Here is a 20,020-nt window from a genome sequence, read left to right on the forward strand (position 1 = left end):
AGTAGTTTCTTACAAGCTGTTCAGGTTTCTTCCTGTAGGATATCAAAAGCCCGTTTGAATGCTTCTTTATATTCTTTAGTAACAAAGAGTTGGTCTGTTGCCAGCCCTGCAAAAAATATTTTGAAGTCCCTCTTGATGACCAGTTGTAAAGTATCTCTTTTGATCCCCTTTATATATCCTTTTATAGTGGCTAGGTTTATAATAAAGCCACGGTTAGTTTGAAGAAAACCTGAAGCATGTAGCTGTTCGGCAATATTAGATATGGCTGCATTGCTAGTATAATTTCCTTTTCCATTGGTTACAATCTTACTTTTCCGGGAGAAACGGTAGCAATAAAGGATATCACGATGTTCCAGGTGGATGTGCAAGCCTTTATGGTCAATAACCAACAGCTGATTAATACTTGCTTCCGGCATATGCTGGCCCGTAAGCTGTGCAAGGTTTGGTGGCTCAATTTTAGCAGCTGAGTTTTCAACCGGGTTGCGGGTAAATGATAACAAAAGGTAACAAAGGTTTAATCCTGCCAAAAGATAGAATACATATATGAAGTCATCGCTCAGAAAGCCTATCGTCAGGATATTCTCTCCAAATAATCCAAAGTAAACAGCAAAACAAAGAAAGTCTACTATTAGGGATAGCGTAATGCCACTTATCACCTGGATGGCAGCCCGGATGTATTTAAGCCGGTTTCCTTGATAATAATCATCCAGCTTTACCCACATGAACTGGATCAGTTCTAAGATTAATAAGGCAACTATAAAGCTTACTAACAATGCCGTATAGAAGCGGAAAGATACAAGAGCGGTTTTCATCTCGGCCAGCCTGCCATAGAGCACAATGTAAAGCGCCCCGGCCACAGCAATGAGGACGCGCATTTTTCTATGCAGATACCTTGTTGTTGCCATTGTATAAATTTTAATTTAACCCTCTATAGGTTGGCAATACTGTCGTAAGTATTTTCAGTAACCGATACGCTATATTCAACTGCAATATAAATCCCAATATTTTTTGTACACTAATTAGCATACAAAATCAGTTGAATTTGCTGTATTGTCGATAAATGGATTAGCTTATTTCAGAGAGGGAAAGTAAGACTTTGGAAAAGACATTTTGCTGATACTTTTACCTGTTTTTTCTTAACAGGTAGATTTACATAAAATGAGCCGCCATTATTGTGACGGCTCAATGAGATTACTTTACACTTCCCAAGGTTCGGAGCTTCTCATTCAGGTCCACCAGGCCTGCTTTTTGCAGGGTTTCGTCCGCTACCGCCTTTAGCTCTTGTAAATCAGAATCCGGTACGTTTGCCAAGATGCCATCGCTATCTCCTCCCTTGTCGGCGAGCCCACGTTCAATAATACCGTTAAGCAGTAATACATTCTTACGGGAGATTTTTAGATCAATCTTTACCACCTCATTCATGCCAGGGATACTCATTATGGTATCAAATACCTGTGCCGCCACATTTGTTGTTGCCATTTTCACACGTTTTTAGTTAAACAATCTTTACAACAAAAGTAGCCGCTGTACCAATACACATCCTGGTCGAAATTCGACTACGATGGGTAAAATCCATACCACCGATTTACTTTTGCTTTAATAAACTGAATGTGAAAGAGTAAATGTGCGGTTATGGAATTCAGGGAAAAGAGGCTTACAATTGCGCAGGCCAAAGAAATGGACATAGTAAATTGCCTGTCCGGGATGGGTATTGAACCGGCAAAAATTCACAATAATGACTACTGGTACCACTCACCTTTAAGAGGTGAGAAAACGCCTTCCTTTAAGGTCAACCTGAGGCTTAACCGCTGGTACGACCACGGCATCGGCAAGGGCGGTAACCTCGTGGATTTTGCTGTACTCTTTTGGGAGTGCAACGTGTCGGAAGCGCTCCAAAAATTAGGTGGTAATCTTTCCCTTCAACAGCAACCTGAGCGGGCCTTTAAAATCGCTTCGGAAATGGCAACGCAGATAAAAATTTTAGGAGAGTTTTTCCTCTCTTCAACAGCCTTACTTAGTTACCTGGAAGTGCGCTGTATCAACGCAGAAATTGCCAATAGATTTTGCCGGGAAGTCCGCTACGAACTAGCGGGCAAAACATGGTACGGCATCGGCTTTAAAAACGACCTTGGTGGTTATGAAATCCGCAATGCTTTTCAAAAACTCAGCAGCTCCCCCAAAGGTATTACCTGCATCAAAAATGGAAGTAATTCTGTAGTAGTTTTTGAGGGCTTTTTCGACTTCCTTTCCTTCATGGTAATTACCGGCGAAGGGCGCTTTAAAGAAAATGATTTTATCATCCTGAATTCACTGGCTTTGCTTGAAAGCACACATGCCATTTTAGACACCTATAAAAACGTCCGGTTATTCCTTGATAACGATGCTGCCGGTAAGGCAGCTACACAGCTTACCCTTTCCTGGGGCAACCACTACTATGATGAAAGCAAACTATATGAAGGTTATACCGACCTTAATGAATGGTTGGTGAATGCCCCTAAACATTCCAGAGCTGCAATTTTAGCATACAACTTTATTAAAGAAAAACCTCCAAACCTTCCGAAAAGCTGAAATGGGCTAACGTTAGCTTTAACTATTAAAAGCAGCTTTTAAGCTTTCCTGAAAGCTAAGGGAGTTTGTCCGTTCCAGCAAACGGCAAGATGAACCGGTGTCATACACCGGATATCTTGCCGCCCTGTCCTCGGAACTCGGGGGCGGGGTTTGATGAAATGATAAAATGAGTTTGAAACGTGAGTAATAATGATGTGATGGAAAATGAAGATTCAAACAGGACAAAGCGTATCATCTTCCGGGTAAGCCCCGAAGAATACAAAAAAATTGAGCGGAAAAGCAGGGCCTCCACTTGTGCGAGCTTAAGCGACTACCTCAGGTATTGCGTGTTTGACAAGCCTGTGGTTACCGTGTACCGTAATGGCTCGAAGGACGATTATTTGGCGGAGATGGGCAGGTTGCGGCAGGAACTCAACGCTATTGGCAACAACTTTAACCAGGCGGTAAAGCGCCTGCACACCCTGCACCAGCTCCCGGAATTCAGGAATTGGCTCATGGCTTTTGAGGTGGAAAAGCGCACCCTTTACAATAAGATAGACAGCATAAAAGAGCATCTCCAAAAACTATCCGAATCATGGTTGCAGTAGTGAAAACGGGCCGCTCGATACACCGCGTTTTCAACTATAATGAGAATAAGGTAAAGGAAGGCAAAGCGGAGATAATCGGCGCGGGAAACTATCCCTTTGACCCTGAAAAAACAACGGTGAACATGCGTTTGAACAGGCTCATCAGGCAGATGGAACTGCGGCCGGATGTGGCGGTAAACAGCGTCCATATTTCACTCAATTTCGACCCATCCGAGAGTGAATTACCGAAAGAAAAACTTATGCGTATCGCAGAGTCTTATATGGAAAAACTGGGCTTTGGCAACCAGCCTTTTTTGGCCTACCAGCACCACGATGCCGGGCACCCGCACCTGCACCTGGTTACTACCAATATAACAGCGGAGAGTAAGCGCATCAGCCTGCACCATATCGGCATACATAAATCAGAACCGGCCCGTAAGGAAGTAGAAAAAACATTTGGCCTTGTGGCTGCCGAAGGACAAAAGAACAGCATGGCAACCGGGCTTCAGCCGATACCGTTGGGAAAGGTTAATTACGGGCGCACCGAATCGAAAAAAGCGCTACAGGTAGTTTTGGAAAATATTGTACCGGACTATAAATATACCAGCCTTGCGGAACTGAATGCCGTGTTGCGCCAGTACAACGTACAGGCCGACCGTGGCACAGAGGGATCAAGGATATATAAAACCGGTGGGTTGGCCTACCACATCCTGGATGCGCATGGAAAACCCATCGGCGTACCGATCAAGGCCAGCGCGTTCTACAACAAGCCGACCCTGAAAAATTTGGAATCAAAGTTTACCGGCAATGATGTAAAACGGATGCCCCATAAAAGCAGGGTAAAGAACGCCGTAGACATGGCCCTTGTGGGCGCTAAAATAAGCTTACAGGATTTGGTAAAAGCACTGGAAAAGCAGGGTATCCATGTGGCCTTACGGCAAAATGACAGCGGCCTTATCTATGGTATCACCTATGTGGACCATACGACCAAATGCGTCTTTAACGGCAGTGCGCTTGGAAAGCAGTACAGCGCCAAAGCCATCCAGGAACGCTGTACAGTTGCTGTAAAAACGGGGCAGCATCTGGCGGGCCATGCAGCACCGGTTAGAAAGGGGTTACAGCCACCTCCGTTTACTACAGCGGCAGAAACCAAAAGCACTTCCCATGTGCAGGATGCAGCTAATATCCTTGATACCCTGATGCAACCGGAGCAGGCATCGGATTACATGCCACGAGAGCTTAAAGGCAGGAAGAAAAAAAGAAAAAATAAACGCAATAACAACAACTTATAAAATTAGAAGCTATGGCCATGCAAACCGGGGAAAACGAACAGGCGCTTAGGAAAATACTGGATATGACGCGCCTGATAAGTATTGTGATCTTAGTGATCCACTGCTATTATTTTTGTTACGCTGCATTCCACCTATGGGGGCTTAGCAGTACTTTTACTGACCGGCTTTTAGGCAATGTCTATAATACGGGTATGCTTTCGAATTTCTTTAAATCAAAACTGATTGCTTTAGGCTTTTTAGGCATCTCCCTATTGGGTGCCAAAGGCCGCAAAGACGAAAAGCTGAGCCATAAAACGGCATCCGCGTATGCCATTACCGGCCTGCTCTTATACTTTGCCAGCTACCTGGCGCTAAAGCTGTCCCTTGAGGTAAGCTACCTCGCCCTGATTTACATGGGCATTACCGGGATTGGTTACCTGCTGGTGCTGACCGGTGGCACGCTGCTTTCCCGCATAATCAAAAACAGGCTGAATAATAAGGATATTTTCAACAAGGAAAACGAGACCTTTCCACAGGAAGAACGCCTGCTGGAAAACGAGTATTCCATCAACCTCCCGGCGCGCTACTATTTAAAGGATAAGGTGCGTAAAAGCTGGATCAATATTATTAACCCGTTCCGTGCGGTCATGGTATTGGGGACTCCCGGTTCCGGCAAGTCGTATTTTGTTATACGCCATATTATTACACAGCACATCCGCAAAGGCTTTACTATGTTCGTATATGATTTTAAATTCGATGACCTCTCTAAAATCGCCTATAACACCTGGCTGAATAATAAGGACAAGTACAAAAAGGCACCGGCTTTTTATGTCATAAATTTTGATGACCTCTCGCGTACCCACCGCTGCAACCCTTTGGAGCCGTCGGCGATGACCGATATTACCGATGCGGCAGAATCAGCGCGCACTATATTGATGGGCCTTAACCGCGAGTGGATCAAGAAACAAGGCGACTTTTTCGTCGAATCGCCCATTAACTTTTTGACCGCAGTAATATGGTACCTGAAAAAATATAAGGACGGTGAATTTTGCACGCTGCCACATGTTATTGAGCTGATGCAGGCAGACTACGATAGCCTCTTTACCTTACTTCGCACGGAGAAAGAAATTGAAGTACTCATCAACCCTTTTGTCAATGCCTACCTTTCAGATGTCATGGAGCAATTGGAGGGTCAAATAGCCTCCGCAAAGGTAGCAATGGCAAGGCTTTCATCGCCGCAACTCTATTACGTACTTTCCGGCAATGACTTTACATTGGACATCAATAACCCCGATGAACCCAAGATTGTTTGTATGGGCAACAACCCGCAGAAGATACAGATATATGGTGCTGTATTATCCTTATATGTTACGCGCCTTGTAAAGCAGGTAAACAAAAAAGGAAAGCTAAAAAGCAGCCTCATATTTGATGAGTTCCCTACCATCTACCTGAACAATATGGACAGCCTCATTGCTACTGCAAGGAGCAACAAGGTTTCTACCTGTCTGGGTATCCAGGATTTCAGCCAGCTCCGCAAGGATTATGGGCGCGAGCAGGCCGATGTGATTATGAACATTACCGGCAACATTGTTGCCGGGCAGGTAACCGGCGATACCGCCAAGCAATTATCAGAACGTTTCGGCAAGATCATGCAGGACAGGGAAAGCCTTTCCATTAACAGCGGGGATACCTCCATCAGCCGCTCGAAGCAGTTGGAATCTGCCATACCGCCGTCCAAAATATCGGCCCTCAGTTCGGGTGAGTTTGTGGGTATGGTGGCCGATGACCCCGACAATAAAATCGAATTGAAAGCTTTCCATTGCGAAATACAGAACGACCATGAAGCCCTGAAAAAGGAGCAGGAAGACTATACCGATATTGAAACTATCCGGAAAATAGATAACACAATGGTACAACGAAATTACCTGCAAATAAAACAGGATATTGACGACATTACCCGTTTTGAACTGGAACGTTTACTCAATGATCCGGGCAAGGCACACTTGGTGATTAAGAAATGTAAATAAAAATACGATTATCTACTCTATGATAGTTAGGTAAGGCAGTTGGTCGGCGTACCAAAGCGACAATTCTTTTTCAGTCAACGGTACTAAGGATAGTATTGCATAAGCCTTATCAATAGTACCATCATCGTTGACTTTAAGTTTGCCATTCTTTATAGGCAGTTTTTTCAACTTCATTTTTACCAGGTCATTAGGAACGATGCGCCTGGGGAAAAGTTCAGCGTATGATTTTAAATTGAAAAAATTAGCTATTTTATTTAAAGCCCTTACATTGTATTTGTACCGGATTTTCATATTTTCTACTTTACTAACATAGCTTTCCGGAAACTCCAGTTCCTGTGCAAGTTTTAGCTGTGATAAATATGGGGTATGCCTGATCCTTAACTCCCTGACCCGTTCTATCAGGTAGTAGTCAAGTTCCAAGATGATAATTTCAATTACTTCTTCTTCCATATATTAAAAAAGAAGAAAGGAAATTCTTTTAAAAGGAAAAATCACTACATCATTAGGTAGTGATTTTAATTGAATTCGATGATTTTATTTTTATAATTATTAACAACGCTACCTAACGCTGCGGTATAATAAATTGGCGAACTTAAATAATTCTCAGTGAAATAAGTTAAAAACAAAAAATCACAAGTTATTTGTGGATTGTCATTGCGTAAATATGAATTTTATCCGGTTTTTGGAACAATCGGTTTTTGTTCATAACTCCATGTAAAATACCCACTAATGGGTATTTTTATTTTAAGCAGGTGGCATATCTTTCGCCAAAGAATCAAGCCCTTATTTACAGCCTTTAAAATAGGTAGCCACCCCCAGTGGCGAGGCTGTACAGGAGCGCTTAAAAAACCAACTTTTATGAAGATACCATTACTCAAGGCAACCGCTTTGGCCATGCTGTGCGGTGGGAATATGTATGCCCAGGACATCCTTTGGGAACGCTCCTACGGCGGCAAGCAAGCTGAATATTTATTGGATGCACAACCAACTGCCGACTATGGCTTTATCCTTGCTGGGGCTTCGCTATCGGTTAAGGGCGGCAACAAGGAAGAAGGCAATGTAGGCGACCTTGATTACTGGGTATGGAAAATGAATGAGAAGGGCGAAGCCGAATGGCAGAAGAACCTTGGCGGTTCAGGGCCTGACTTCCTATACAGCATCCGCAATACCAATGATGGCGGCTTTATCCTCGCCGGTACATCAGAATCCAATAAAGGCTTTAATAAAATTGATGCCGCATTAGGCAAAGAAGATATCTGGATTGTAAAGCTTAATGCCAAAGGTGGCGAAGAATGGCAAAAGACTATAGGCGGCCCCGGCCAGGATTTGGTTAAGTCCATTAGTCAGACTACCGATGGAGGCTACATAATAGGAGGCTCTTCAGCATCTCCCCAAAGCCTTAAGGTAATGAAAGGCCAGGACGACCCTTACGGAAAATCAGAAGCTTGCCGTGGCGGTTTGGATTACTGGGTAATAAAGCTCGATAACAAAGGCAAAGTAGCATGGCAGCGCACCATAGGCGGACAGTATAACGATGTGCTGGAAAGCATCGTACAAACCCAGGACGGCGGATATATCATGGGTGGGTACTCCAACTCTCCAGCGTCGATTGACAAATCTTTGGATAACTACGGTGCCGGAGATTACTGGGTAGTAAAGGTAGATAAAAATGGCGCTACCGAATGGGAAAAGATGTACGGCGGTGAAGAAGACGACCATTTGTACTGCATTGCCCAGTCAAAAGATGGAAACTACCTACTCGGGGGCAGCTCAGCCTCAGCCACCTCAGGCAACAAATCAAAAACCAATAAAAAAGGCGCTGACTTTTGGGTACTTAAACTTGATAAAAAAGGCAGTATCCTTTGGCAGGAAACCTACAACACCGGCAATGTGGATGTGCTTACTTCATTAGTAGAAAACAATGACGGCACGTTACTGATAGGCGGTTATGCCCAAAGCGAGGTTATCGGACAGGGCAACAAAAAAGACAAAAAAGACATTAACGACTATATCGCCATAAAGATATCTGCTGAAGGCGAAGAACTATGGAAACAGGCTATTGGCAGCAACGGCGAAGACCTGCTTAAGAAACTGGTGGAAACTCGCGATGGTGGCTACATACTTGCAGGCACCAGCAAAGGTGCGATATCCCGCGACAAGAACAGCGCCAAGGGCAGCAACGACTTTTGGGTAGTAAAGCTAAAAGACAACCACAAAAAGAAAAAAGAAGAAAAGCGCACACTGCTTGAAGCCATACCCAACCCTGCCGGTGAGTTTACCAACATTATTGTGGGCTTCGATTTTACAAGCGGCACAGCCACCCTTTTTGACCTCTCGGGCAGGATGCTGCAAAGTTTTGAGGTAAACAGCCGTACCATTCCGCTTGATGTGAGTGCGTACCCTGAAGGCATCTACATCGTGGAGGTGAAAACCGACAAGGGCACGGACTCGGTGAAAGTAATGAGGAATAGAAATTAACCATACCAACCAACAGATGAAAAAAATAATAGCAGCACTTGCAATCTTGCTTACGCATTTTTTATATGCACAGAATGCCATTTCAACCAATATGCCAAAAGTTATCCCCGCGTCACCTACTGCACAAACGTTTATGCGCTATGGGGAAATCCCGGTAGACTACAGTACGGGGGTGCCTAATATTTCCATCCCACTTTATACCCTGGAAGGCAGAAAATTAAGCGTACCGATTTCGATTTCTTACCATGCCTCGGGTATCAAGGTTAACGATGTAGCATCCGAAGTCGGCTTGGGTTGGGCGTTGAATGCAGGCGGAATTGTTACCAGGTCCGTTAATGACATAAGAGATGAAAGAAGGACAGGTATTAGGAGCTATGCCACTGCGGAAGAACTATTTTATGACTTATACAATGCGGAGGACTGGAGCTATTCATGTGTCTGCTTTGAAAATTTAGAAAATTTTGAAATTTATTTTAATAATAGCAACAATTATGAGGACTTAATGAGCGACCGTTACTTTTATAAGTTGCCAAATGGTACCTCAGGCATATTTACATACGACTACCCTAATGAGGCAAACATCGTAACCTTACCATACCGCCCCTACAAGATTGAAAAGTTTGTAAGCGGGGTGTACCCCACGAAGAAACTCGACAGCTTCAAAATTACTGATGATAACGGAACGGTATACACATTTGAATATTATTTAGCAGCATCAGCTACTGACCGTTCCGAATGGCTTTTAAAACAGATGGCATCAGCCGATGGTACGGATGTAATTACTTTTAATTATACCAGCCAGCCAGCCAATTACACAGTACCCAGTGAATACAGTACATGGATGAGTGCTAAAACTTACGACGGCAATTTCCCTTGTAATGGGGATATACTGACTGTAACATCATCCGGGGCGGGAATGACCCCGAATTTCGGTACGCCGGTTTTGGCGTCCATTACAAGCGCTACCGCAACTGTAACTTTTACGTATGCCAGCCGCGAAGATTTTACAGGATTGAAGCGGATATCTAAAATCACAGTAACCCCCGTTAGTTCCTCCACACCGCTAAAAGTAATTGACTTTGATGAATTCTACTTTGGCACGACCGCTGCAAACAAAAGGCTCGGGCTGGAAAAAATAATTGTAAGCGCGCCGGGTGTTACCCAAAACCAACAATACAGCTTTACTTACGAGAGCCTGGCCTTGCCTGACTATCATTATAAAAATCCTCTTGCCGGCTTTAGTGAGGATTTATGGGGTTATTATAATGGAATTGCTTCAAACGGACTTGTACCAAAAGATTTCATAACTGATGCCCTCGACAAGCAGTATTTTGGTGCAAACCGCGACGCGGATTCCGGCACTTATTCACGGGCATGTATGCTTAAAGCAATAAAATACCCTACCGGGGGCAGGACCGAATACGTTTTTGAGCGGGCTTACCACACCCATTTATATCCCTACAGGGTGATGGGTAACCCTAGCGCTAATATTGGCGGCTATGTTGGCGGCTTCAGGGTAGGGAGCATTACAAATTATACGGATGGTAATCAAATCGCCAACGTAAAGACATATCAATATGGGACACCGGAAGTGCGAGCCGTAGATGAGGAATACTTTAAGTATATGCTCCGTTGCCAGGAGCGTGTGACTGAGTTAGGTAGCGAAGATTGGTGCGACCAAGTATACAACAGGTACATTGTATCGTCAAGCCCTTTCCTGCCGATGGATATAGCCCCCGGCCTTACCCTGATGTATACCGAAGTAACGGAGTTTGATGGCACCCCTTCCTCAAATGCGGGTAAAACAGTATATATTTATGAAAATCCGTTAATTCAACTTCCGGCCGACGGAATAAGGTATTACCACCCAAATTTTGAAGACAAAGGGAATTATACACCTAAAATGCATTTGAAAACGGTATATAGAAAAAACGGGGCAGGCTATCAGGAAGTGTACAAAGAGGAATACAACTACTCAGATCAGTTTGCGACTGAATATAATACCGGGATGAAAGTAACGCGCACAGTTGACTTTAAAAGGACACCGATACCATATACCCCTTTAACTCAATATGACTATATTTATTCTATTATAGTGAAACCTTCCAAGGCAATCCAGCAGGCCTCTTTATTATCAAATACCGTGACGTTTACATTCGACCCTGCCGATCCCTCAAACCCGGTAATTACTTCTACCGACTACACCTATTACCAGCAAAACCTTGGCGTGAACCAAAAAACAACGACCTCAAGCGGTGGAGACGTATTATTGACATCTTATAAATACCCCCATAATTTCCCGTCTACGGTACCTTATGCAACTATGATTACAAAAAACAGGTTAAATACCGTTTTAGAGGAAAGTACCTACCGAGCCGGTAGCCTGCTTTCAACAACGAAAGCCACATATAGAAATTGGGGCAGCAATATCATTGAGCCTGAATTTATCCAGCAGCAAAAAGGGAGCGCCGGTACGTTGGAAGACAGAATAAATTTCCTGGCTTATGATGCCTTTGGAAACCCTACATCAATTAAAAAGGCAGGTGGTACACCTATCTGCTATATATACAGTTATAATAACAGGTATCCTGTAGCTGAAATAACAAATGCCGAATACAGCACGGTTCTAAGCGTGTTGGGGGGCGCGAGTGCGATAAACAGTTTTAGCAGTTCTTACCCTTCTGAGACCGTACTTAATAACACGCTAAATCCATTACGCACCTCATCCCTTTTGGCTAATGCAATGGTTTCCACCTATTCTTTCAAGCCATTATTCGGGGTAAGTACTGTTACCGACCCTAAAGGGGATAAGTTTACATACACTTACGACAATTCAGGCCGCTTAATATTAGTCAAGGATAAGGACGGCAACTACATTTCAGAGAATTATTATAATTACAAGCCTCAATAACCAGCCTGACCATGAAGAACTTATTATATATTTTCCTACTCCTGCCAATAATGGCAGCAGGGCAAACAACGACACAGAATTACATTAAGACCCTAACTTATAAAGACCCTGCTACATCCAGCAATGAAGCAGCCGCAAATGTAAGTGTTGTTTATTATGACGGGCTTGGCAGGCCAATACAGCAGGTATCAGGCAAGATGAGTGCTACCGGCACTGATATTATTACCCATATAGAATATGATAGCTTTGGCAGGCAATCAAAAGACTACCTGCCGTTTGCAGCTACTAGCACTAATTTGGCTTTTGATGGCGCAGCCCTAACGACTACAAATACGTATTATAATAATACCGCTAATGTTGATCAAATAACCGGCAACCCCTACTCACAAAAATTCTTTGAGCCGTCGCCCTTAAATCGTGTGCTGAAACAGGCTGCCCCGGGTAATGCATGGATAGGTAACGCGGATGTTTATAATAATAACGACCATACTGTAAAAGTTGCGTATCAGACAAATACATCTGATGGCAGTGTTAATGATGTGAAAAAGTTGAGTGTTACGGCGGCACTGGATGGTAACAATATCTTTGGTACTCTTACATTTAACAGTGCGGCAGCATATCCCGCCGGGCAGTTGTATAAAACCGTTACTAAGAATGAAAACTGGATTTCAGGCACTGCCAACACCACCGAAGAATATAAAAACAAGGAAGGCCAGGTTGTATTAAAAAGGAATTACAACGGTTCAGCCTACGATACCTATTACGTATATGACCAGTTTGGAAACCTAACCTATGTGCTCCCGCCATTAGCAAACGGCACAACAACGTATTTAAATACCCTAGGGTATCAATATAAATATGATAAACGGAACAGGCTGGCTGAGAAAAAGCTGCCCGGCAAGCAATGGGAATTTATAGTGTACGACCCTTTAGACAGGCCTGTCCGTACCGGACCCTCCCTGACACCTTTTGGCGGTTACATGACTTCACCTAATACGGATGTGGGCTGGATGATGACAATCTATGACGGGTTAGGAAGGCCCGCCATAACAGGGTGGTATCAAAGTACGGTTTCAGCCGGTACAAGGGCATCGGTACAGGCAACAATAACTACTGTACTAATGGCAGTTCGGGGAAGTGGGACAATGGACGGCGTAGCTGTAGGCTATAACAACCTTTCGCTGCCCCCAGGGTTCAGGCTGCTTACAGTAAATTATTACGATGATTATACTTGGCCAGGTGCTCCCACAAATTTTGACCCTATCGAAGGCCAGAATATCCGTACCCAGGTTAAGGGGATGCCCACGGGTTCATGGGTGCGGGTTATGGATGCCTCGAATGTAAAATCTGAGGTAAGCTACACCTTATATGATAACCGAAGCCGTGCAGTAAGCACAAGGACAGCAAATTACCTGGGTGGTTATACCCAGGTAGATACAAAGCTTGATTTTGACGGCTCGCCACTTAAAACAACAACTTTTCACAAGCGTTTGACGGGCAGCACCCCCGATGTTAAGGTTGAAGAGAATTTTACCTATACCGCCCAGGACAGGCTGCTTAGCCATACCCACAGGATAAACAACTTAGCGACCCAAACCCTTTCCAGCAATACATACAATAAATTGGGGCAGCTCACCAATAAAGCCGTCGGCAGCTACACATCCGGGTTCAATACTATACCAATGCAAACGATTGATTATAAATACAATATCCGGGGCTGGCTTACTGATATAAATGACCCCCTTAATTCCTTATTTGGTTTGGGCTCTAAACTTTTTGGTTTCCACATTACTTACAATAACCCTACCGATGTTACTGGTGGTGTAGAGGTAGTACCAGGGCTTTATAACGGTAACATTAGTGAAACTTTTTGGCGTACCAAAGGCGATAACGTGTTGAGGAAATACAGCTATAGGTATGATAACCTCAACAGGCTTACTAACGCTTATTACCAAAAACCAAATGCAACTTCCAAATATACCCGAAGCTACAACGAGAATATACGATATGATGCTAACGGTAATATCACGGGTATATCACGAAACGGTGCGGTTGATGACCTCAATACACCGGTACAGATTGACCTTTTAACCTATACTTATCCTGTAGGCAGCAACCAGCTCACAAAAGTATATGATGAAAGTAACAGCCCACAAGGCTTTAGAGATATTGACATTTCTCTTGATGATTACACCTATGATACAAACGGTAATATGCTGACAGACCTTAACAAAGGTATCACGACTACAAATCCAATAAAATACAACCACCTGAACCTGCCGGTGGAGATAAATTTTGGCGGTGGTAACAAAATTGTATACCTTTATGATGCCGCCGGAAGGAAGCTGAAGAAGACCGTAACCGAGGTGATATCCGGAACTACAACAACGATATATGTAGATTATCTTAGTGGAGGCTTCCAGTACAAAGGCGGTGTGTTGCAGTTTTTCCCAACTGCTGAAGGTTATGTAGATAATACAGTTGTAAGCGGTGTTAATAATTACAACTATGTTTACCAGTATAAAGATCACCTGGGCAATGTAAGGCTAAATTACGGCGTTCAAACAGCAAAAGGCGTTACATCTGTTGTTATTAAAGAGGAGAACCATTATTACCCTTTTGGCCTTAAACACCTCAACTATAACATGGATTACCTGGAATACGAGGAAATAGAAGGTGAGATTGTCCTGTACCCACCGCTGAACAATAGCAAGCTGGTAAACAACTATAAGTATCAAGGACAGGAACGCCAAGACGAACTAGGGTTAGGCTGGGATAGCTTTAAATATAGGAACTACGATTATGCTCTTGGCAGGTTCATGAGTATAGACCCATTAGCTGAAAAGTATGCTTATGAAACCCCTTATCAATTTTCATCAAACCAACCAGTTCATGCAAATGAAATTGAAGGGCTTGAAAGCAGGAGTGACTTAAATTTAACGGAAAAGCCTAGTATCACGAACGATGTAATAGCAAGAACAGTGATAAAACCGGCTCCACTTGCCACAGATAAACCTAAGCCAGTACCGACTATCACTAAACCAGCGACAATTTCGCAAGGGTTTACGCCTGCACAGTTAAGGCAAAACGAGGCCAAGGCCGCAGAATTAGCTAAAGTTAAAGATGCGGTTCAAAACCATGATAATTTAGGTAATGCTCAAACAGCTACCAAATATGTAGCAAAGCCAGCATTTTTTGCTATCAGTTTTTATGGGATGGGAGGAGCAGCGGCAGCGGCTGAGACTGTAGAAGGAACTGTTGTAATTGGCGAAGGAATGTCGGGAGTACATCAAGTCGCAAATACATTACGAACTGCTGGCTTTGAGGGCGTAGAAACATTCGAAGCATCAGAAACCGCATTGAGCCAATGGAACTCTTTAATTAGCAACGGTACAAGAGTCAGTGATGAAGTTGCTAAAGGAACAACGTTATTTCAAGAGAATCAGGTATGGATTCAAGGTGTTAAAAATAGTGGAAAAGCTGTTATCGATATCGGTAATGACGGCAGGGCGGTTGAAAGTACTTTTTATCAAATGGAAAAAGCAGTTATGTATGGACCTAAATAAAATAACCGAAGAAACAAGACCAAGGGTCTTATCCTTCTTAAATGCAGTGAAAACACATTTTTCATTTTTAACAGACTTAGGTTATAAAGATATCGAAGAACGTATAGCTACTGAATACGTTGTCAAAAATATTGTAGAAATAAGATACAAGAATATTTCCTTGAATCAAACCATTAATATTCATTATGAGCCTAACGACATCAATAATAAATCTGTTGATTTGGTAAACTTATTTATCTTAAAAGGGGATTTCATGGACAAGAAATTGAATTTCGCACTATACCTTAATAAATATTACCCTGAAATTGAGACCAAACATTTAAGTTATCCAAAAGCAAACGAAATACAAACTTTTGACGAGGCAATGCAAATTACTTCTGCAGGTTATTCTTATTTAGTAAAAGATGTAGGTCTAAGTCTGGTAAAAGGTTTAGAGTGGGAAGATGGTTTGATATATACTTGGTCATCTGCTGCGAAATCTCTGTATAGTGAACAAAAACGGATCTTAGGGGAAGATACGGAGGGAAATGGTAATGTGTCGAATTAGCAGTTGACAGAACGTATAAAACAAGTTATATGGATTTATATTATATAGTAGAAAGTATATCTACTTTCACTCTATTACTAATAGCCCAATTGTACCTTAATTATGTTAAAAATAAAAGTCAAAATACAAAGCTATAAGGATACCGGCAGGACGCTCCCGTTGAAGTCAGGTTACAGACCATTGTTTAATTTTGATGCACAGTCAAAAAAATCAGGTCTGATAACATTTATTGGAAAAGAATCCCTTGATATTGGAGAAAGCGGACAGGCTTATGTCGTTTTTTTAGACAATAACTTTCTTGGAAACAATTTACTGCTCGGCAAAAAAATAACTTTTGATGAGGGAACTCAAGCAATAGGTGATATTGTGATATCTGAAATTTACGAGTAACATTTATATTTAGAAAAGATACTTATAATGTTTAAATGTCATTGAATTTAATAGCTAATTAACTTTTGACATCCCTTCGGCCGCGCTTTCCGCTGCAATCTTTTCTTACCGGAAAAGGATATCCGCTGCAATCGCTGATGCGATATTGCCTTTACACTGAAATTTAACACACTACATTTTTTATGATCCGGCACCTGCCGGATTTTTTTTGCATCTGCTGAAAGGTTTACTAAAGGAATTTTTGGCTTGTAGTTTTTCAAGGCGAAACGGCTAAAAAGGCAGCTAAGTTATGGCAAGACCAGCCTCCCTGAAACCAAAAGACTACGGCATAAACGGTTTCCTCCCCTAAAGGGTCCCCTCCAATTATTCCGTTTCCTTTTGGTTTCCGGCTGCCCCCGCCTAATTAGCTGGCTTTCTTTTTTTCCGTTTTTTCTTTTGAAAAACATGTGTTTTGAGGGAGGCAGACGGCTTAAAAAGGAAATTGAAGCATTAGTAAACACTTAAAATTTTTAGTCATGGAAATCACAGGACGTGTAACAGCAGATGCCGTAGTAAACAAGGTTCAGTCTACAGGCAGCGAGGTGGTCAATTTCTCAATCGCCATCAACGACCGCTACAAACCAAAGGGTAGCGATGAAGTAAAGGAAATAACAACCTACATCAATTGTGCCTACTGGCTCAGTACCAAAACAGCCGCTTGGGTTAAAAAAGGTGCTATTGTGCAGGTAGCAGGGCGTATCGGGATGAACGTGTACAATAACTCGGACGGTAATGCAGTGGGCAGCCTCACCTTTCACGTGGACAACCTCAAAATACTGGCTTTCGCCAAAAAACAGGATGAAGTACCCGCAGCGGCAAAAGCTGGCGTGGTGCAGCAATCAGGGCAAGCGGCGCAGGACAACGACGACCTGCCATTCTAAACTGCTAATCATTCAATCTTTTAATTCTTAAATCAAAATATCATGGGACACAATCTTAATTTCAACGAGCATACAGGTAAATACAGCTTTTTTAGCGTACAGCAAAAAGCATGGCACGGCTTAGGGCAAATCGTAACCGATTACCCGACAAGCGAAGAGGCAATTAAACATGCAGGGCTTGATTATGAGGTAATCAAATCGCCGCTCTTTACCCAAAGCAGGGCAATGACCGTAGGGAACGCAGGGGAACTTATAGAGGGTACTGACACTCCCGTTCCAAACTATTTCGCCAACATACGCACCGATAGCAATGCTGTACTCGGCGTGGTGGGCAAAGACTACCACATTGTACAAAACAAAGATGCCTTTGCCTTTTTTGATGCCATAGTAGGCGGTGGCGAGGGCATCCTGTACGAGACAGCAGGGGCTTTAGGCAATGGGGAGCGCATTTTCATAACAGCCAAACTGCCCGGCTATATCCGTGTGGGTAAGGGCGAGGACGTAACCGAAAAATACATTTTCCTGACCACCTCCCACGATGGCTCAGGCAGCATTACCGCAGCGTTTACCCCCATCAGGGTGGTTTGCCAAAACACCGTTAATGCCGCATTGCGCAACATGAGCAATGTAGTGCGCATCAAGCATACCGCAGGGGCGAAACAACGCCTTGAGGATGCCCACAAGGTCATGGGGCTGGCGAACATCATGAGTGAGCAACTGGAGGGTATTTTTAATGAGTGGGCTACCGTTCGGATTACCGACAATGAGGTTAAAAAGCTGATACAGCTTGTCCTTTGCCCTAATAAGGAAACTTATGACCTATTGAAAAAAGGTGCGGAGGATGAACTATCCACCGTATTCAAAAATACCGTTGATGATGCCTTTGGCTATGCCATGATGAGCGATACGCAGCAGATGGACACCACACGGGGTACATTGTACGGGGCGTATAATGCAGTGACAGGTTACTACCAAAACGTGCGCAATTACAAGGACAGCGAAGCCAAGCTGCAAAGCATCGTCATGGGCGGTACGGCGCAGGGCAAGGCGCAAAAAGCCTTTGAGCTGTGCAGCAGCTTTGCTAAAGAAGGCAGCGGAATTTTACTAATGAACTGATACAGGATAACAGGGACAGGCAACCTTGCCTGTCCCATAATATACTATACGCCATGAAAACATTAAAGCAATTAACGAATGTGGAAAAAGCAGGGATATTACACAGTTGGTTCCCTGACGAGGTACCCGCCTTTTTGGAAACCATGAAAGGTATCTGCACTGCGATTACCGAGAACGAAGAAGAAAACCGACAAAAATGGCAGGACGGTCTTTTCGGGTTTGACTTTTGGAAACAGCTTGCAGCACAGGCAAAAAAAGCCATAGCCCAATACGGAAGTAAAATGCCCAAAAACAGGCGGCTGTTTACCGACCAGTTATTTGACGGCTACCAAGCCATATTCAGTGTGCATTGCCTAACGGAATACGCCAAGACACGCCAACTCGAAAACCGTAAATTTTTCCTTGCTGTGGAACTGCTCTTTTAACCCATTAAATAAATTATCATGGAAACACTAACAGCCTTTATAACAGCACACCCTAAAGCCCTTATCCTTTTGGGAATAGCTATAGCAATACGCCTGTGGGTAAACAGGCGCAGGTTTTACCGCCGTGGTTGGGGCGGCTTACAGCACTATAGTAGCTACGGCAAAGCACTTTTTACTACCGTTTTTGAACGGGTTTTAATGATACTGGCAACACTACTGATACTAGCTGCCATCCTTTTATTTCTTACAGGACACTAACAAAAATGATTATGGAAACGAACTTTTTTAAATCCATTGCAGCCCTACAGGTAGAGGGCGGATGGTCAATTAATATTACCAATGAAAATGCGGATACGTGGATTGTATCGGTACTGTTCTATAACGACAAAGTTGGCGATGATGCCCGAAAAAAAGTGCCGCCAATACTCTTAAGAGGTACAACCGCAGACCTTGACGGGGGCTTTTTTGAAGCCATAACCCAACCCGTGCAGCAGACCGCAGCCCTGTTTACCAACATGGAAGCCTACCTTAAAGGGCAGGAAAAAGCAAAACTTGCCTCGAAAATGGAAAAGGATAAAACCGAAAAGGAAGGCAAGGAGAAAACCGACAAGCAGAAAAAATACGACGATGCCCTGAAAAAGGTGGACGAACTCGAAGCCGAGGGCAAGTTTAAGGAGGCATGGATGAAAGTACCCAATGCGCAGGACTACCCCGAAGCAGCGGAATTCCTGCAAAAACGCAAGGCTTCACTATCTGCACAGTTCGCCCCCGATTTATTTAACGAACCTAAAACCGAATAGCCATGTTAATCACCACGCAATTAGAACGGGTATTTGCCTTTAAGGACAAAGGGCAGGACATACAGCTTGCCGACCCCTCGCCAAGCTTCAGCCCCGAGGCAGTGCTGAACTTTTACGCACAGACCTACCCGATACTGACCACCGCTACCATTCAGGGGCCTGTCATTAAGGACGATGCTGTACAATTTGAGTTCATTGCCCAAATTGGCACGAAAGGATAAGGTTATGAAAACGCAAAGTAATAGTAGCGCAATAGCAACCCTTAAAACTAAAAGACAATGGGAACTGCACCAGCAATTAGGCGCATTCGCAAGCAGCCTGAACAGGCTGCACGATGCAAACGAAGTAAAGGCGAACAGGGCGCAATCCGCCCCACTCAGCCTTTTGCCAATGGTTTTTAAGGCATAGTTTTCTGCCCTTATACAAACACGGTAC

The 20,020-nt window shown here is 43.5% G+C and carries 19 protein-coding genes; 16 read left to right on the forward strand and 3 right to left on the reverse strand.

Annotation, left to right across the window (positions count from 1 at the left end):
* Nucleotides 1–20 precede the first annotated feature (20 nt).
* Together ACLI09_RS02485 and ACLI09_RS02490 are read right to left on the reverse strand one after the other, a co-directional pair.
* Entirely contained in the window at nucleotides 21–905 is an 885-nt protein-coding gene (locus tag ACLI09_RS02485) for a LytTR family transcriptional regulator DNA-binding domain-containing protein (protein WP_411418009.1), read from the reverse strand.
* A 286-nt stretch (nucleotides 906–1,191) separates the two neighbouring features.
* Nucleotides 1,192–1,479 (reverse strand): hypothetical protein, encoded by a 288-nt coding sequence (locus ACLI09_RS02490; RefSeq protein ID WP_411418010.1) that lies wholly within the window; start codon nucleotides 1,477–1,479, stop codon nucleotides 1,192–1,194.
* Between the two features lie 153 nt (nucleotides 1,480–1,632).
* Here ACLI09_RS02490 and ACLI09_RS02495 point away from each other — a divergent pair, with 153 nt between their 5' ends.
* From ACLI09_RS02495 to mobC, 4 genes are all read left to right on the forward strand, one after another.
* Nucleotides 1,633–2,568 (forward strand): toprim domain-containing protein, encoded by a 936-nt coding sequence (locus tag ACLI09_RS02495; protein WP_411418011.1) that lies wholly within the window; start codon nucleotides 1,633–1,635, stop codon nucleotides 2,566–2,568.
* A 197-nt stretch (nucleotides 2,569–2,765) separates the two neighbouring features.
* Nucleotides 2,766–3,155, forward strand: coding sequence for a plasmid mobilization protein (locus tag ACLI09_RS02500; RefSeq protein ID WP_411418012.1), 390 nt, complete (start codon nucleotides 2,766–2,768; stop codon nucleotides 3,153–3,155).
* The gene (locus ACLI09_RS02505) at nucleotides 3,143–4,426 is read left to right on the forward strand and encodes a relaxase/mobilization nuclease domain-containing protein (protein WP_411418013.1); all 1,284 of its coding nucleotides are present in this window, start codon (nucleotides 3,143–3,145) and stop codon (nucleotides 4,424–4,426) included. Before ACLI09_RS02500 ends, ACLI09_RS02505 begins: the two co-directional genes overlap by 13 nt.
* Nucleotides 4,427–4,443: 17 nt before the next feature.
* On the forward strand, nucleotides 4,444–6,432 hold the full coding sequence (gene mobC / locus ACLI09_RS02510; protein WP_411418391.1) for a conjugal transfer protein MobC: 1,989 nt from the start codon (nucleotides 4,444–4,446) through the stop codon (nucleotides 6,430–6,432).
* A 12-nt stretch (nucleotides 6,433–6,444) separates the two neighbouring features.
* On the opposite strand, the gene ACLI09_RS02515 is transcribed toward mobC, so the two are convergent.
* The gene (locus ACLI09_RS02515; RefSeq protein WP_411418014.1) at nucleotides 6,445–6,882 is read right to left on the reverse strand and encodes a helix-turn-helix domain-containing protein; all 438 of its coding nucleotides are present in this window, start codon (nucleotides 6,880–6,882) and stop codon (nucleotides 6,445–6,447) included.
* A gap of 408 nt (nucleotides 6,883–7,290) precedes the next feature.
* On the opposite strand from ACLI09_RS02515, the gene ACLI09_RS02520 reads away from it, so the two are divergent.
* The 12 genes from ACLI09_RS02520 to ACLI09_RS02575 all read left to right on the forward strand — a co-directional run bounded on the left by ACLI09_RS02520 (nucleotide 7,291) and on the right by ACLI09_RS02575 (nucleotide 19,993).
* On the forward strand, nucleotides 7,291–8,910 hold the full coding sequence (locus ACLI09_RS02520; RefSeq protein WP_411418015.1) for a T9SS type A sorting domain-containing protein: 1,620 nt from the start codon (nucleotides 7,291–7,293) through the stop codon (nucleotides 8,908–8,910).
* A gap of 16 nt (nucleotides 8,911–8,926) precedes the next feature.
* Nucleotides 8,927–11,821, forward strand: coding sequence for a hypothetical protein (locus ACLI09_RS02525; RefSeq protein WP_411418016.1), 2,895 nt, complete (start codon nucleotides 8,927–8,929; stop codon nucleotides 11,819–11,821).
* A gap of 11 nt (nucleotides 11,822–11,832) precedes the next feature.
* Nucleotides 11,833–15,387: a DUF6443 domain-containing protein gene (locus ACLI09_RS02530; RefSeq protein WP_411418017.1), complete on the forward strand. Its 3,555-nt coding sequence runs from the start codon at nucleotides 11,833–11,835 to the stop codon at nucleotides 15,385–15,387.
* On the forward strand, nucleotides 15,374–15,934 hold the full coding sequence (locus tag ACLI09_RS02535; protein WP_411418018.1) for a hypothetical protein: 561 nt from the start codon (nucleotides 15,374–15,376) through the stop codon (nucleotides 15,932–15,934). The genes ACLI09_RS02530 and ACLI09_RS02535 overlap by 14 nt, the downstream gene beginning before the upstream one ends.
* A gap of 102 nt (nucleotides 15,935–16,036) precedes the next feature.
* Nucleotides 16,037–16,324 carry a hypothetical protein gene (locus ACLI09_RS02540; protein ID WP_411418019.1) on the forward strand — a complete coding sequence of 96 codons (288 nt, stop codon included), beginning with the start codon at nucleotides 16,037–16,039 and terminating at the stop codon, nucleotides 16,322–16,324.
* 515 nt (nucleotides 16,325–16,839) lie between these two features.
* Nucleotides 16,840–17,244, forward strand: coding sequence for a single-stranded DNA-binding protein (locus ACLI09_RS02545; RefSeq protein WP_411418020.1), 405 nt, complete (start codon nucleotides 16,840–16,842; stop codon nucleotides 17,242–17,244).
* A 42-nt stretch (nucleotides 17,245–17,286) separates the two neighbouring features.
* The gene (locus tag ACLI09_RS02550; RefSeq protein ID WP_411418021.1) at nucleotides 17,287–18,360 is read left to right on the forward strand and encodes a DUF932 domain-containing protein; all 1,074 of its coding nucleotides are present in this window, start codon (nucleotides 17,287–17,289) and stop codon (nucleotides 18,358–18,360) included.
* A 53-nt stretch (nucleotides 18,361–18,413) separates the two neighbouring features.
* The gene (locus ACLI09_RS02555) at nucleotides 18,414–18,785 is read left to right on the forward strand and encodes a hypothetical protein (protein ID WP_411418022.1); all 372 of its coding nucleotides are present in this window, start codon (nucleotides 18,414–18,416) and stop codon (nucleotides 18,783–18,785) included.
* Nucleotides 18,786–18,803: 18 nt separating this feature from the next.
* The gene (locus ACLI09_RS02560; protein WP_411418023.1) at nucleotides 18,804–19,043 is read left to right on the forward strand and encodes a hypothetical protein; all 240 of its coding nucleotides are present in this window, start codon (nucleotides 18,804–18,806) and stop codon (nucleotides 19,041–19,043) included.
* An 11-nt stretch (nucleotides 19,044–19,054) separates the two neighbouring features.
* Nucleotides 19,055–19,585 (forward strand): prtrc system protein e, encoded by a 531-nt coding sequence (locus tag ACLI09_RS02565; RefSeq protein WP_411418024.1) that lies wholly within the window; start codon nucleotides 19,055–19,057, stop codon nucleotides 19,583–19,585.
* Nucleotides 19,586–19,587: 2 nt separating this feature from the next.
* Nucleotides 19,588–19,806, forward strand: coding sequence for a PRTRC system protein C (locus ACLI09_RS02570; protein ID WP_411418025.1), 219 nt, complete (start codon nucleotides 19,588–19,590; stop codon nucleotides 19,804–19,806).
* A 4-nt stretch (nucleotides 19,807–19,810) separates the two neighbouring features.
* On the forward strand, nucleotides 19,811–19,993 hold the full coding sequence (locus ACLI09_RS02575) for a hypothetical protein (protein WP_411418026.1): 183 nt from the start codon (nucleotides 19,811–19,813) through the stop codon (nucleotides 19,991–19,993).
* Nucleotides 19,994–20,020: the final 27 nt, after the last annotated feature.

Source organism: Flavobacterium sp. RHBU_24, assembly GCF_046613695.1.
GTDB lineage: Bacteria > Bacteroidota > Bacteroidia > Flavobacteriales > Flavobacteriaceae > Flavobacterium.

Coding starts and splice junctions, on each gene's coding strand:
- ACLI09_RS02490 (WP_411418010.1), bottom strand. CDS start 1,479: ATGGCAACAACAAATGTGGCGGCACAGGTATTTGATACCATAATGAGT.
- ACLI09_RS02500 (WP_411418012.1), top strand. CDS start 2,766: ATGGAAAATGAAGATTCAAACAGGACAAAGCGTATCATCTTCCGGGTA.
- ACLI09_RS02555 (WP_411418022.1), top strand. CDS start 18,414: ATGAAAACATTAAAGCAATTAACGAATGTGGAAAAAGCAGGGATATTA.
- ACLI09_RS02550 (WP_411418021.1), top strand. CDS start 17,287: ATGGGACACAATCTTAATTTCAACGAGCATACAGGTAAATACAGCTTT.
- ACLI09_RS02485 (WP_411418009.1), bottom strand. CDS start 905: ATGGCAACAACAAGGTATCTGCATAGAAAAATGCGCGTCCTCATTGCT.
- ACLI09_RS02525 (WP_411418016.1), top strand. CDS start 8,927: ATGAAAAAAATAATAGCAGCACTTGCAATCTTGCTTACGCATTTTTTA.
- ACLI09_RS02515 (WP_411418014.1), bottom strand. CDS start 6,882: ATGGAAGAAGAAGTAATTGAAATTATCATCTTGGAACTTGACTACTAC.
- ACLI09_RS02520 (WP_411418015.1), top strand. CDS start 7,291: ATGAAGATACCATTACTCAAGGCAACCGCTTTGGCCATGCTGTGCGGT.
- ACLI09_RS02495 (WP_411418011.1), top strand. CDS start 1,633: ATGGAATTCAGGGAAAAGAGGCTTACAATTGCGCAGGCCAAAGAAATG.
- mobC (WP_411418391.1), top strand. CDS start 4,444: ATGCAAACCGGGGAAAACGAACAGGCGCTTAGGAAAATACTGGATATG.
- ACLI09_RS02545 (WP_411418020.1), top strand. CDS start 16,840: ATGGAAATCACAGGACGTGTAACAGCAGATGCCGTAGTAAACAAGGTT.
- ACLI09_RS02570 (WP_411418025.1), top strand. CDS start 19,588: ATGTTAATCACCACGCAATTAGAACGGGTATTTGCCTTTAAGGACAAA.
- ACLI09_RS02505 (WP_411418013.1), top strand. CDS start 3,143: ATGGTTGCAGTAGTGAAAACGGGCCGCTCGATACACCGCGTTTTCAAC.
- ACLI09_RS02535 (WP_411418018.1), top strand. CDS start 15,374: ATGGACCTAAATAAAATAACCGAAGAAACAAGACCAAGGGTCTTATCC.
- ACLI09_RS02540 (WP_411418019.1), top strand. CDS start 16,037: ATGTTAAAAATAAAAGTCAAAATACAAAGCTATAAGGATACCGGCAGG.
- ACLI09_RS02565 (WP_411418024.1), top strand. CDS start 19,055: ATGGAAACGAACTTTTTTAAATCCATTGCAGCCCTACAGGTAGAGGGC.
- ACLI09_RS02575 (WP_411418026.1), top strand. CDS start 19,811: ATGAAAACGCAAAGTAATAGTAGCGCAATAGCAACCCTTAAAACTAAA.
- ACLI09_RS02560 (WP_411418023.1), top strand. CDS start 18,804: ATGGAAACACTAACAGCCTTTATAACAGCACACCCTAAAGCCCTTATC.
- ACLI09_RS02530 (WP_411418017.1), top strand. CDS start 11,833: ATGAAGAACTTATTATATATTTTCCTACTCCTGCCAATAATGGCAGCA.